Origin of the sequence: Clostridium sp. KNHs205 (assembly GCF_000702945.1) — a bacterium.
Classification (GTDB): Bacteria; Bacillota; Clostridia; order Lachnospirales; family Lachnospiraceae; genus Anaerocolumna.
This window is the reverse complement of the sequence record NZ_JNLE01000003.1, coordinates 3,868,853-3,883,137: the sequence shown is the minus strand read 5'-3', so window position 1 is coordinate 3,883,137 and position 14,285 is coordinate 3,868,853. Positions and strand designations below refer to the sequence as shown.

The window sequence follows — 14,285 nt, the reverse complement described above, 5'->3', positions numbered from 1 at the left end:
TTACTATATAATTGCTAAATACATTAATTAGAAATAAGAAAGTGGAATCTCATGAATGATGAAATACTGGACTTCTTTGTGGAGCAGGAGGAAGGCGGTCTGAGAATTGACCGTTATCTTGCAGAAGCTCAGGAGGATTTGACCCGTTCCTATCTGCAAAAGCTTATAGCAGAAGGCAGGGTAAAGGTCAATGAGAACACAGTTAAAGCAAATTACAAAGTTAATGATGGAGATATGATTAAATTGATACTTCCGCCTCCGGTGGATTTAGATCTGAAACCGGAGAATATACCTTTAGATATTGTGTATGAAGACAAAGATATCATAATAATCAATAAAAGAAAAGGGATGGTAGTACATCCTGCAGCTGGTCATTATTCGAATACTTTGGTAAATGCTTTGCTGTATCATTGCAAAGATGAGCTCTCCGGCATAAACGGCATATTGCGTCCCGGAATTGTTCACCGTATTGATATGAATACAACAGGAGTTCTGGTTGCCTGTAAAAATGATAAAGCGCACCAATGCATAGCTGAACAGCTTAAAGTGCACTCCATAACCAGAAAATACAATGCAGTTGTCTTTCAGCCCTTTAAAGAGCTTACAGGGACTGTAGAAGCTCCAATCGGACGCCATCCTGTAGATAGAAAAAAGATGGCTGTCAATCACAAAAATGGAAAACATGCAGTTACACATTACCAGCTCCTCGAGAATTTAGGAGGACGGTATGCACATATAGAATGTACCCTGGAAACAGGCAGAACACACCAGATAAGAGTTCATATGGCCAGTATTGGTCATCCACTCCTTGGAGATGAACTATACAGCAATAATAAAAGTAATTTCAGCCTGGAAGGGCAGGCTTTGCACGCTCGGGTTTTGGGATTTATACATCCTGCAACTGGAGCATATGTAGAATTTGAAGCCCCTCTTCCTGCTTATTATGAAGAACTTCTTAATAAATTAAGAAGATAAACAATGATAAGGAGTAAGCTTTGAAACGAAAATTATTCGCTCAACTTAAAATCTGGAAAGAATCCTTACAAAAGAAACCATTAATACTAACCGGAGCCAAAGGAACAGGTAAAACATACCTTGCATTAACCCTGGCAAAGGACTTTTACAAAAGATATATCTATATAAATTACGAATTACAGGCAGACAAAGACAAATTGGCTGCCTGTTTTGAACGTTTTCAGTTAACCGGTGCAACTTCAGAACTTACTGCTTTAGAAGGAACATGGGAGGACGGTAATGACAATGGTCTTTTTATTGTAGATGATATGATCTGTACAGAGGAAATCCTTGGGGTTATTAGTAAAATCAGCAAGCTTTACCCCAGCTGGGATATTTTAATGATATCCGGATATTCCCAAACAGCTACCTGTATGATAAATAAATACACAACACTAAAGCTGTATCCTATGGATTTTGATGAATTTCTTTCTGCTGCCGGACATGAATGGTATATAGAAATGATAGAGGAGTCTGTTAATAAGAATAGCAGTCTGCCACAGATTTTTCATGAGGAGCTGGTAAATCTCTTTGAGACCTACCTAATTGTGGGAGGCTTACCGGCGGCTGTGAATGAGTACATAAATAACGAAAATACAGAGAATATAACACAAATACACAGGGACATACTTTATTCTTATTTCTATGAAACTGATATGAAAGAAGAAAGCTGTGCTCTAAAGGTCAGACAGTTACTCTTTACACTGCCGCAACAATTGTCAAAGCGTAATAAAAAGTTCCAATTTAACCAAATCAGAAAAGGAGCTACGGAGAATCAATACAAAGATAGCCTGACCTTTATTAAAAGCAGTTTTTGTGGAATGATATGTCCAAGGATTACGGATGATAGGATCAGCAGTTATGAAACCGGGGAGGTTAATTACGATTTTTCTGCATTCAAGCTATATCTTTTTGACATAGGATTATATCATTCTCTGTCAAAAATTACAGGCTGTGAAGTAAAGGAAGGCTTTCGGGAAGGTCTGATTGAAAGTTATATCGCACAAGTATTAACAGGTGCCAATATACCCTTTGGTTACTGGGAGACAGCTTCAGGGTCCCATTCCCTGTTTTTGTTAAGGGCAGCTTTTAAGAACGACTTTCCTGTTTTACCGCTGGAAATAAGAACGAAACTACAAAAGCGATCAAAACTTTTAGGTGCTCTGAAAGATAAGCAGCCTAAGATCAATCAAATGCTGGTGACCACAGATGAATTCAGCAATGATGAAGCCTCAAGAAATATTATCCCCCTATATGGAGTTAAAAATATCATTGACAACTTGATTCTATTTAGATAGAATAATGATAATGGTAAAAACTACTAGTGTAGATTTTGAACAGAGCCTAATTGCAACGACATTCGACAGTTGTAGACTTTCCATACTGCAATCAGTCAAATATAGTCAAAAATCAACTTATAAGCCATTTAACCTGCTTATTCAGGCAGTTCGATAAGCGGGTTTGCTTTATGCGTGAGTAGTACGGATTAAAGGCATAATTTGCACACAAGATTTTATCGGCTGAATCTCCAGTATGGATTTGAGCTGGGTTGAGGACAGCATAAGGAATAGTACAACATTAAAAACCTTTAAATTACAATAATAAACCTGTTAATACACTTTGATTCTACAAATGTAGTGTGTAAGCAATCATCCTTTTTCAATCCTAATAGAAGAATCCAATGCAGGAAGCTTTATCAGGATTTCATATAGATCTCTTACTATATTTAAGCACAAAAAACTAAAGTGCAGATTGGAGCAAGAATGAATGAAATACGTCTACATGAAGGAGAATTAAATATTATGGAGCTTTTATGGTCCAATAAGGTTTTGGCCGCAAAGGATATCTCCAAAATAATTAAAGAATACATAGGCTGGGAAAAGAATACTACCTACACCGTAATCAAGCGTCTGATTGATAAAGGTGTCGTGAAAAGAGAAGATCCAGGTTTCTTATGCCGGGCAACTATTTCAAAGAGAACAGTGCAGAACACAGAAACCCAGGCATTACTCAATAAGTTTTACAACGGTTCTTTATGTAACTTTTTTACGGATTACTTAAAAAACCAAAAATTAGGTGCCGGAGAGCTGCTGGAGTTAGAGCGGATAATAAGTGAACAGAAGCTTTGATTGAGAACCATTATCAATGTAACTTAGTCACATACGAAATATTATTTTACGTTTAAAATACCTTTATAATTTACACATATTTGATGGATAATAAACAATAATTGTGTTTATTTGAAAGGAGCACTATATGCAAGAGATTAAGATTTTTTCTCCCCTTGATAACAGTCTTTTAGGTTCCGTTAAGTCAATGTCGAAGGAAGAAGTAGATAAAGAAGTAGGAAAAGCGAAAGAAGCTTTCTATAGTTGGAAAGAAATGCCCTTAAGCCAAAGAGCGGATATTATGTATAAGGCCGCAGACCTTCTGGTTGAAAATACAAAGAAACTTGCGGATTTACTCATGATGGAAGTTGGCAAGGATCAAAAGAGTGCTGCATCAGAAGTGACCAGAACAGCTGATTTTATTCGTTTTACAGCAGATACAGCTAAAAGTATCCATGGAGAAAGTATCCAGGGGGATACATTTTCCGGCTTTAGCAAAGAAAAAATAGCAATGGTTACAAGAGAACCGGTAGGCGTTGTACTTGCCATCTCACCCTTTAATTATCCTATCAATCTGGCAGCTTCTAAGATAGCGCCTGCACTTATTTCCGGTAATACGGTGGTTTTTAAGCCAGCAACAACCGGAAGTCTTTGCGGAATAGAACTTGCAAAGCTATTTATGGAAGCCGGACTTCCGGAAGGGGCATTAACAGTTGTCACAGGAAAAGGCAGTGAGATTGGAGATTATATTGTAACCCATCAGGATATTAATTTTATTAACTTTACCGGAAGTACCGAAGTCGGCCTCGATATTTCAGGAAAAGTTCATATGGTACCGCTGCTTATGGAACTTGGAGGAAAGGATGCAGCAATTGTTCTTAAAGATGCCGATTTAGAATTTGCAGCTAAGAATATCGTTGCAGGAGCCTTTTCCTATTCAGGACAGCGTTGTACAGCGGTTAAAAGGATTCTTGTATTAGAAGACGTAGCAGATGAGTTAATTAATTATCTGAAAATTGAAATTGAAAAGCTTACAGTTGGAAACCCCTTAAACGTCCAGGCAGATGTAGTGCCGCTGATCAGTGAAAAAGCTGCAGATTTTGTTTGGGAGCTTATTGAAGATGCAAAGCAGAAAGGTGCTAAGCTTATTATTGGAGGCACACGTGAAGGCACCCTGTTATATCCTACCTTATTTGACGAAGTAACGGAGGATATGCGAATTGCCTGGGAAGAACCATTCGGTCCTGTACTCCCGATTCTTCGTGTTAAGACGGTGGACGAAGCCGTTCATCTGGCAAATAAATCTGAATATGGTCTTCAAAGTTCTGTATTTACTGAGAATCTAACAGATGCCTTTCATGTGGCAGGAAAGTTGGAGGTAGGAACCGTACACATTAATAATAAAACAGAGCGTGGACCTGATCATTTTCCTTTCCTGGGTGTTAAAAAATCCGGTATCGGAACCCAGGGAATACGTTATTCCATAGAAGCAATGACAAGAGTGAAAGCAACTGTAATCAACCTGAACAGATAACAAGATCAAAGTATCTGTTTTGTGGTGTATGAAGCCTATGGAAACAAGGTGATTAACATTTGAATAATCTCATCAAGTGCACATACATTATAAAATTCTAGTTTTTTACCTTTTGACCACATCTATAATTTGTAATATATTTTATTTATAATTTTCAAGATTTATAGAATAAAATAAGAAATCCATGATATTTTAATCAGGTCTTTATGAATACCCGGTTAAAAGATCATGGATTTTGCAAATTAAATATATCTGCATACTGATTGATCTAATATTTGTAATTCTTTAAAAAATCAGCGATATCTTTTCTGCCCCCAGTTATACTGCCCTGAACCATTTCCTGGCTGCCGCCGCCTCGTCCCTGAAAGCTTTTATTCAATTCTGCTCCGATAGGTCTGACATCCATAGCTTTCGCACACAAAATGTAACGGTATTCAATTGTTTCATCTGTCTCCAATATAGAAGAATCTTTTGCAGAGGGAATAAAGATACCAACAAATCCATTTCTGCGTTCTTTCACAAGGTTCGCGTAATTCCTTAATTGATTATCCTGTATTTCGTAATCAAATAAGGAATAGGGTTCCTCTCCTGAAGGTATTGAAGCTGCTTTATAACTTAACAGCTTTACTGAAAGTGTTGCAAGCTTCGCTTCTAGAGATAATTTCTCGTCCTTGAGCCGTTTGACAGCTTCATCGGTTTCATAGATTTTAGCTGAAAGAGTAACCGATATATTCTGGATATTCTTTTCTTTCTTGTTGTAATCGGTTAAAGCCCGTTTTCCACATTGAAGTTCAAGTCTCGTTCCTCCTTTGTAATTTTGATAGGAGGTTACTTTTATAAGTCCTACCTCACCTGTAGACTTAACATGGGGAGCACAGCAGGCACAGGTATCTACACCATTAATGGTTACTATCCGGATTGCACCTGACAATTCCTTTTTGCTGCGGTAGTTCAGGGAATTTAAGGTTTCTTTGTCCGGATAAACAGCAATAACCGGTATATTCTGAAATACAGCATCATTTGCCAGTTCCTCAATACGTCTGATGTCTTCTTCTGTAAAGGTTCCGCTAAAATCAACTGTAACAGTATCTGCCTCCAGGTGAAAACCAACATTATCATAACCCAAAGTCTTATAAACTAATCCAGATAAGATGTGTTCCCCCGTATGCTGCTGCATAAAATCAAATCTTCTCGACTTATTTATGGAACCGTTGATTACCTCCCCCTCTGACAAGGGTGATGTTAAAGTGTGATAGATAATTTCATTCTTTTCCTGTACATCAATAACCGGGATACCATTTAAGGTACCCGTATCAGAGGCCTGTCCACCACCTTCCGGAAAGAAAGCTGTGGCAGAAAGTATAACTTCGTATAAGGTTTCCTGGCTGTCATTTTGTTTCTCAGTACAGGAGATTACAGTAGCCGAAAAGTCAGACAAATAACTGTCTTCATCATATAATTTAACCGTATTAGTTGACATAAATAAACCTGTTACCGCAGTATTAATGCGATATTGCCACAATCTATAATGAAAGTATGATGGGATTTATATGTGGCAGCCTTTCTATTTGTATTTTTTTACTCTTAAAAGAAGTATATCCTTGGATATAAGTATTTCTCTATATAAGTTTACTTGCTGCTTACTAAGCTCAATGTGTCAAAAGACTTAATATTCAACCCTTTATACATGATAGAGTGAAACTTAATCATACAACTTATATAACACATTATTTAACTAAATAATATGCTTCCGAGTTTATAATTATCTTAGATTGCGTCGGATAGCAGTGCAAATACAGAAAGAATATATCCTGGAATGATAAGCAATTTTCATTTTATCAGTTTCAAATGGTTTTTACCAGTACTTTGTTTCGGTAATTAACCGCTGAAACCCTTGACAGTATTTCATGGATTTTGTGTATTATAATCAAGCTCAAAATGGAGTAGTCTGTAAAATAAGTTTACACGAAATAAGAAACGGAGCCTGTTATGCTATATACTATATATCTTGTATATCTATATTAAGACTTTATGGTTTTATCTTAACCAGAATACTTAAAAATTCAGGTCTCAAAAACCCGCTTCCATATGGTTTCAGGCGAATAGTACATAACAGAAAGAACGAATGTGCCTATGGAAAGGTATTAGAAGTCCTTTTCTCTGAAGATTTTGTGCTATAATGTAAAGCAGATTGTCTGAGCGAAGCGAGTTATCTGTTTTACATTATGTCAAGCACAAAATATTCAAAGAAATTAGGACTTCTTATACCTTGGAATTGAAGCATGAGTTCTTTCTGTTATGTGCTATTCGCCGTCCCCTTGTAAAAAACTAACCCTCTGATACATAAAAATAACAATTCTCATAACTATCTGCTAAATAACACAAAACAACTTACGAATATTCTATACTAAGAAAATACTTGCATTAACGAAAAAATAGTCTTATCATAAGTATGCAATTAAAACAAGCAAAATGTGATTACATATATATTCACGATGACAACACTGGATAACATAGGAGATAAGAAATGGCCAGATTTTTTAACAGGAAACCCATAGAACTGCTTGCTCCCGCAGGTAATTTTGAAATATTCAAGGAAGTGATACAATTGGATTGCGATGCCGTTTATTTTGGTGGTAAGAACCTGAATATGCGTCTTCATCGCAAGGATTATAATTTCTCTGATGCAGAGCTTGAAGAAGCTGTAAAGCTTGCACATTCCTTGGGCAAGAAAGCATATATCACTGTAAATAATCTCTATGGCGACCAAGAGCTCTCTGAGCTAAAAAGTTTTCTTATAAAACTGGAAGGGTATAAGCCGGACGCACTAATTGTACAGGATCTAAGCGTAATTGCTTTAATAAAGGAATTAGCACTGGAGCTGACAGTACATGCCTCTGTAATGATGAATATTCATAATCAGCAGAGCATATATGCCTTAAAGGATTTGGGAGTAACAAGAGTAGTAATTTCCAGAGAGGCCTCCCTTACCTACAGCAAATATCTGGCTGATACAACACAGATGGAAATAGAATATTTTATTCATGGTGATATGTGTATTGCTCATGGCGGGCAATGTCTTTACAGCGGAATATTATTTGGACAGAGCTCTAACCGTGGCCGCTGCTTAAAACCATGCAGATGGAGCTTTAATATACACCAGGACGGTATGGATTACCAAACAGAGTTTCCCATGGCTGTAAAAGATATGTCCATGTATGAGCATATACCGGAATTAATCGAAGGCGGTGTTACCTCCTTCAAAATTGAAGGCCGTATGCGAGATATCGGCTATCTCAAAATGATTATTGGAACTTATGCAGATGCAATTGACCGATATATTAAGGATCCTATCTGCTATGACAGGAAAAAGGATTCTGAATTATTGAAGGAAAATCGTAAGCGGGATACCTCACCGGCTTACGCCTTTGGCAGACCCGGTCTTAGTAATATCAATACCAGATATGAAGGTACAGGAACTCTCTTTAGCAGCGGAAAGGTATTCAGCACTGCAACTGAGGAACGTGAAATAACCGAAGAGAAGCTTGAAAAGATTACCCAGGAACTTAAAAGCTATAGCAAAAACAATACAGAGAAAGCGAAGCTAAAGGTTAAAGTAAATAACATTACTCAGGCACAAATATGTCTGGAGGCAGGCGTTGATGCTATATATCTCTCAGGGGATGTTTTCCTTCCAGACAGGCCTTTTTCAAGGTATGAGATAGAGGAACTGGTTTCCGGGAAGGGGAATACGGAGATATACCTTGGTATGCCTCATATGACCTTTGACATGCAGTTTGAACAGTATGGACAGCTTATGGCTTCAGGACTCCCTGTAGACGGACTGCTTGCGACAAATATTGGAGGTATACGTACATTTAAAGAAAAGAATCTAATTGGTGATTACCCCTTAAATATCTTAAATTATGCAGCTGCAGGCTTCTATGAGAAAATGGGTCTGAACAGGTTCACAATAACACCGGAAGCAACTCTTCCTGAAGCTATGGAGCTTATTAACCTGGCAGGCTCAAAAGCCGAATTAATAGTTTATGGTTCTCCAACAGTAATGTATATGGAGCATGATCTTTATGATAATGTGGAAAAAGACAGAGAAGGGCTTTTGTATCTGGTTGATGAAAAAGGGTTTAAACATCCTGTTTATAAGGACCAGTATGGAAGAAACCATATGGTTTTATATAAAAATCTCTGTTATCTGCCTATTCTGAAAGGACTCTATGAAGGCGGATTATTAAATTTCCGTATTGAGGCAGCGCATTTAAGCAAGAAAGAACTAAAACATGTAATTACTATCTATAAGAAAGCCTTGTCTGATCTTAATAACTGTAATAATTTATATCATGAGATCAAAACCGAAGGAACCGGATTCACTCTGGGGATTTTCGGTTTGTAAAGCTGTGTGAAATTAGCAAATATGTATTCTGATCTGTACCTGTGCACAAGTAACAGTTAATAAGACAAGTAACTGTTAATAAGAAAGGTTTGGTTATTTAATGTATAATTCTGAAGAAGTATTACAGATGCGTAAAGACTATCTGATGCCCTGCCTGGGGTATTTTTATAAAAATCCTCCGGTATTTACAAGAGGGGAAATGCAATATCTCTACGACAATCAGGGAAAAAAATATCTGGATTTTTTTGCCGGAGTTTCAGTAATGAATTGCGGGCATAGCAATCCTGCAATTATAAATAAAGTAATAGAGCAGTTAACGAACCTGCAGCACGTAACCAATGTATATCTTACGGAACCGGTAGTGGAACTAGCCAAAAGGCTAAGTGAAGTACTTCCGGGTAACCTTAATAATTCCTTCTTCTGTATGTCCGGTTCGGAAGCAAATGAAGGTGCAATGCTCCTGGCAAGAATTTATACAGGGAAGAAGAAGTTTATTGCATTAAGTAACAGTCTTCACGGAAGAACTCATCTTACAATGTCAGCTACGGCGATACCAATGTGGAGAGGAGATCCATTTCTTGATGACGACTTTTACTTTGTATCCAATTCTCCCGAAAAGACCCTGTCAGAAATAAAAAATATTGTAAAGGAAGATTCCGATATAGCAGCTTTTATTTTTGAGCCAATTCAGGGAAATGGTGGTATAATAACACCGCCTGAAGGATATTTCAAAGAGATTCAGAAACTGCTGAAGGAACATGGAATTTTAATGATCTGTGATGAAATCCAGACAGGCTTTGCCCGTACCGGAACGATGTTTGCAATTGAGCAATATGGAATCGTACCCGATATCATGACTATGTCAAAAGCCTTAGGAAACGGAATTCCTGCCGCCGCCTTTTCTACAACACCGGAGATAGCTGCCCGTTTTACGGCACCTTCCGCATCGACACTTGGCGGTAATCCGGTATCCTGTGCTGCTGCTTTAGGAGTGCTTCATTATATCACAGAGAAAGATTTATGCAGTCGTGCCAAAACACTAGGTGAAAGGTTATTTGGTAAACTATTGGACTTGAAGGAAAAATACCCAATTATAAGTGATGTAAGAGGTAAAGGGCTGATGCTGGGGGTGGAGCTATGTACTGTTGAAAAGGAACCGTTGCCTGAATTAACCGATGCTATTCTGGAGCGGTTAAAGGACGAGGGAATAATACTTGGAAAGAACGGATTATACCGGAATGTACTTGCTTTTCAGCCACCGCTGGTAATAGAAGAAGCTGACATTGATTTCTTAATAGAGAAATTAGAGGAAGCCCTGGCACTTAGCTGGAATAACCAGGTTTAATTCCAGGATAGAGAATAGCTTTTGGGGTATTCCATCCGCAAAAATGTTTATTGCTTCTGGAGTAGAATGAGTAATTAGGTATTAAATATTACTTTGATTTTTAAATTGCAAAAAATAAATAGGGTGTATCAGAAGACTTCTTTTATTTTCTGATATACCCTATTACTTAAATAATTAGAGGAAACGATAAAATAAAATCTGCAGCAAATTTTAGCTATTAATTAATTTAATGAAATTAATAACTCAAGTATTTCATCACACCAGGACAGAACAGCTTGAGCATTTAAGATTCCATAACGTAAAGGTGCATAGAGATAGAGTTTTCTCTCGGGTGTAATCTCTTTAATACCTTTTTCTAAACTTTCAGCTACTGCCTGATATTCCTTCAGGCGACTAAGATGTTGTTGTCTGTATTCAGTTATCATTTTAATAACTTCTGACCTTGGAAGATTGCTGGCAAAGGTCAGTTTTAACATAAATTCCGATCTGACTGGCTGTTGAACGGGAGGTTCAGCCAACCATTTCAGGAATTCTTCACGCCCGGAGCTTGTTATCGTATAAACTTTTTTTCTGGGAGAAGAAGATTCTTCTGTTTGAATCAATTTCTCAGACAATAGTTGATTTAATACCGGATAAATATGCCCGAAATTCTCATTCCAGAAATTTGAGATGACAGTATCGCAGTATTTTTTGATATCATAACCGGTACCGGAATGAATGCTTAGAATTCCAAGTATAGCATAACGAGTTTTATTTTTGATAGCCATTATTCCTCCAATTTAACTTATAGCAGAGGAGCCTTATGACTCCTCCGATTTATTTGAGTTTATTTTACAGTTGAACAAATACATTTAAGTAACGATGTTTATTATTAGAGTATATCAGTCTGATATAAATGTCAAGAAGAATTCCAGCTGGTTTTATTACAGAAAATGGTCATACTTTAAGTAAATGAAAGCAACCGCATATTATTAATCACATTCGTGAGTTATCCAAACACCTGAAAGTAATTAAAAACACTGTAATTTATCAAATTACCCGTAAGTAATAAAAGGAACTCGTAAATAATATAAACAAAGTAAGCTTTAGAAACACCGCAAAATATTAATATTCTGCACCATATATTATTTGACTTGCTTTTATCTATAAATACAAATATACTATTTAGTGGGTATAGTAATTTCCAACAATTAAATAATTTTATGAATTATAAGTGAAATGAGAAAAGTTATTGTACCCTTTGAATTCTGAGACAAATATCAAAAAAATAAAACTTAGCGTTGACAATTAATGGTTCATATGCTAAACTGTTTTAGTGTGCCGCACAGCGAGGTTCTAAATCTTTATAATTTATCAAATTAATTTGATTTCTCATAGAGATACCATAGCTGGCGAGTAATGATAATAGGAGGTGTGCCATATGTACGCAATTATTGCAACAGGTGGTAAACAGTACAAAGTAGCCGAAGGCGATATCATTAAAGTAGAGAAGCTTGGTGTAGAAGCTGGAGCAACTTATACCTTTGACCAGGTACTTGTAGTAAACAATGGTTCTTTAGTAGTCGGTGAGCCTACAGTAGCAGGAGCAACTGTAACTGCATCCGTAGTTGAAGATGGTAAGAACAAGAAAGTTGTTGTTTATCGCTACAAGAGAAAGACCGGATATCACAAGAAAAACGGTCACAGACAGCCATATACCAAGGTTAAGATTGAAAAAATCAACGCATAACTTCAGGGTTAGGTTATGATAACTATATCCGTATATAAAGATGCAGACGGTAAGCTTACAGGCTTTCGCAGTACAGGACATGCTGGTTTCGCAGAAAGCGGACAGGACATAGTTTGTGCAGCGGTATCAGCACTGATAATAAATACCGTGAATTCTATTGAGACTTTTACATCAGATACCTTTCAATTGAAAGAAGATGAGAAAAAGGGAATGATAGATTTTAAGATTGTTTCAAAACCTGGTAATGAATCCACTTTGTTATTGAATTCTCTGCTTCTGGGACTAAATGGAATCAGAGAAGATTACGGAAAGCAGTATATTAAATTTGTTTAGCGGGGTATCCTGCGACATATATTCAAGGAGGTGTAGGTTATGTTAAAAATGAACCTTCAGTTTTTCGCTCATAAAAAGGGTGTTGGTTCTACCAAGAACGGCAGAGATTCCGAGTCCAAGAGATTAGGAGCTAAAAGAGCAGACGGACAGTTCGTACTGGCTGGTAACATTCTTTACAGACAGCGTGGCACAAAGATTCATCCCGGTGTTAATGTAGGACGCGGCGGCGATGATACCTTATTTGCATTAGTTGATGGTGTTGTTCGTTTCGAAAGAAAAGGCAGAGACAAGAAACAGGCTTCTGTTTATCCAGTAGAATCCAAATAAGATGAAACTTTAGGACCCCAGATTCTTGATTAATTCATGAATGTGGGGTTTATTCATGATATAGGAATATCTGCTCATAATAAAGATATTCGGAAAAGAGGTGAAAAAAATGTTTGCAGATAGTGCAAAAATATATATTCGTTCAGGTAAAGGCGGCGACGGGCATGTAAGTTTTCGAAGAGAAATTTTCGTTCCAGCCGGCGGACCCGATGGCGGTGATGGCGGAAAAGGCGGCGATTTAATATTTGAGGTGGATGATAATCTGAATACCCTGACAGATTACCGTTTTATCAAAAAATATTCAGCTGAAGACGGTGAGAGTGGCGGTAAGAAGAATTGCCACGGTAAAAATGGAGCAGATTTGGTTCTGAAGGTGCCGGAAGGAACTGTAATTAAAGATACGGAATCCGGTAAAGTCATTGCTGATATGTCCCATGGCAACCGCAGAGAGGTTATCCTAAAAGGAGGCAGAGGCGGCAAAGGAAATCAGCATTATGCCACAGCAACCATGCAGGTGCCGAAATATGCACAGCCCGGACAAAAAGCAAGAGATCTTAATGTTACGCTGGAATTAAAGGTTATTGCTGATGTAGGTCTGGTAGGTTTCCCTAATGTTGGTAAATCCACCTTCTTATCCCGTGTAACCAATGCAAAGCCTAAGATAGCCAACTATCATTTTACTACCTTAAATCCCAACTTGGGAGTTGTAGATCTGGAGAATGGAAATGGTTTTGTAATAGCCGACATACCTGGACTTATTGAAGGTGCTTCCCAGGGAATCGGGCTTGGGCACGAGTTCTTACGCCATATAGAACGTACAAAAGTAATTGTTCATATGGTGGATGCAGCCGGAGTAGAAGGAAGAGATCCTTTAGCGGACATCGAGACAATCAACAGCGAATTAAAGGCCTATAATGAAGAACTCTCAGGTAAACCACAGGTAATAGCTGCTAATAAACTGGACATCCTTTACGGTGAAGAGGAAGAACAGGCAGTCAATTTATTAAAAGAAACCTTTGAACCACAAGGCATAAAAGTATTTCCTATCTCTGCTGTCAGCGGTAAGGGAGTCAGAGAATTATTATTCTATGTGAAAGAGCTGCTTGACAGCCTTCCTTCTGAACCCTTAATATTTGAGAAAGAGTTTGATCTTGATAATATGGATTTTGGTAATGAACCATATACCGTAGTGAAAGAAGACGAACATCTCTTTGTTGTAGAAGGACCCAGAATTGAAAGAATGCTTGGTTATACCAATCTTGATTCTGAAAAAGGCTTTGAATTCTTCCAGCGTTTCCTGAAAGAAAACGGAATTCTGGACGAGCTTGAGGCACTTGATATTGAAGAAGGCGATACTGTTAAGATGTATGGCCTGCAATTTGATTATTATAAGTAAAATATCAGCATAAAGACAATTTATTTACGACTGATAAAAAGTATCCAAACAAAGCTTGGTACTTTAAGAAAGCCTGCAGGCAAAGTTT

Annotated in this window: 12 protein-coding genes; 10 read left to right on the top strand and 2 right to left on the bottom strand. The window is 37.5% G+C overall.

The annotated features are described in order from the left end of the window. Positions 1–51: 51 nt before the first annotated feature. From BR73_RS0115995 to BR73_RS0115980, 4 genes are all read left to right on the top strand, one after another. Positions 52–975 carry an RluA family pseudouridine synthase gene (locus BR73_RS0115995; RefSeq protein WP_033166352.1) on the top strand — a complete coding sequence of 308 codons (924 nt, stop codon included), beginning with the start codon at positions 52–54 and terminating at the stop codon, positions 973–975. 20 nt (positions 976–995) lie between these two features. Further along, positions 996–2,312, top strand: a complete 1,317-nt coding sequence (locus BR73_RS0115990) for an AAA family ATPase (RefSeq protein WP_033166351.1) — start codon at positions 996–998, stop codon at positions 2,310–2,312. Between the two features lie 465 nt (positions 2,313–2,777). After that, complete coding sequence (locus tag BR73_RS0115985; protein ID WP_033166350.1) at positions 2,778–3,143, top strand: BlaI/MecI/CopY family transcriptional regulator; 366 nt, start codon at positions 2,778–2,780, stop codon at positions 3,141–3,143. A 127-nt stretch (positions 3,144–3,270) separates the two neighbouring features. Further along, complete coding sequence (locus BR73_RS0115980) at positions 3,271–4,656, top strand: NADP-dependent glyceraldehyde-3-phosphate dehydrogenase (protein ID WP_033166349.1); 1,386 nt, start codon at positions 3,271–3,273, stop codon at positions 4,654–4,656. Between the two features lie 268 nt (positions 4,657–4,924). Here the strand turns inward: BR73_RS0115980 and BR73_RS0115975 are convergent, their stop codons facing one another. Further along, positions 4,925–6,136 carry an alanyl-tRNA editing protein gene (locus BR73_RS0115975; RefSeq protein ID WP_033166348.1) on the bottom strand — a complete coding sequence of 404 codons (1,212 nt, stop codon included), beginning with the start codon at positions 6,134–6,136 and terminating at the stop codon, positions 4,925–4,927. A gap of 1,047 nt (positions 6,137–7,183) precedes the next feature. Between BR73_RS0115975 and BR73_RS0115965 the strand changes: the two genes are divergently transcribed. Together BR73_RS0115965 and BR73_RS0115960 are read left to right on the top strand one after the other, a co-directional pair. Further along, the gene (locus BR73_RS0115965; protein WP_033166346.1) at positions 7,184–9,067 is read left to right on the top strand and encodes a U32 family peptidase; all 1,884 of its coding nucleotides are present in this window, start codon (positions 7,184–7,186) and stop codon (positions 9,065–9,067) included. Positions 9,068–9,194: 127 nt separating this feature from the next. Beyond that, positions 9,195–10,412 (top strand): aspartate aminotransferase family protein, encoded by a 1,218-nt coding sequence (locus tag BR73_RS0115960; RefSeq protein ID WP_242860686.1) that lies wholly within the window; start codon positions 9,195–9,197, stop codon positions 10,410–10,412. A 221-nt stretch (positions 10,413–10,633) separates the two neighbouring features. On the opposite strand, the gene BR73_RS0115955 is transcribed toward BR73_RS0115960, so the two are convergent. Next, entirely contained in the window at positions 10,634–11,179 is a 546-nt protein-coding gene (locus BR73_RS0115955) for a helix-turn-helix transcriptional regulator (protein ID WP_033166344.1), read from the bottom strand. Between the two features lie 653 nt (positions 11,180–11,832). Here BR73_RS0115955 and rplU point away from each other — a divergent pair. The 4 genes from rplU (at position 11,833) to obgE (ending at position 14,197) form a co-directional block, all read left to right on the top strand. After that, entirely contained in the window at positions 11,833–12,141 is a 309-nt protein-coding gene (rplU, locus tag BR73_RS0115950; protein WP_033166343.1) for a 50S ribosomal protein L21, read from the top strand. A 15-nt stretch (positions 12,142–12,156) separates the two neighbouring features. Then, positions 12,157–12,474 carry a ribosomal-processing cysteine protease Prp gene (locus tag BR73_RS0115945; protein ID WP_033166342.1) on the top strand — a complete coding sequence of 106 codons (318 nt, stop codon included), beginning with the start codon at positions 12,157–12,159 and terminating at the stop codon, positions 12,472–12,474. Positions 12,475–12,513: 39 nt separating this feature from the next. Beyond that, positions 12,514–12,801, top strand: coding sequence for a 50S ribosomal protein L27 (rpmA, locus tag BR73_RS0115940; RefSeq protein ID WP_033166341.1), 288 nt, complete (start codon positions 12,514–12,516; stop codon positions 12,799–12,801). A gap of 109 nt (positions 12,802–12,910) precedes the next feature. Next, positions 12,911–14,197, top strand: a complete 1,287-nt coding sequence (gene obgE, locus BR73_RS0115935; RefSeq protein ID WP_033166340.1) for a GTPase ObgE — start codon at positions 12,911–12,913, stop codon at positions 14,195–14,197. Positions 14,198–14,285 lie beyond the last annotated feature (88 nt).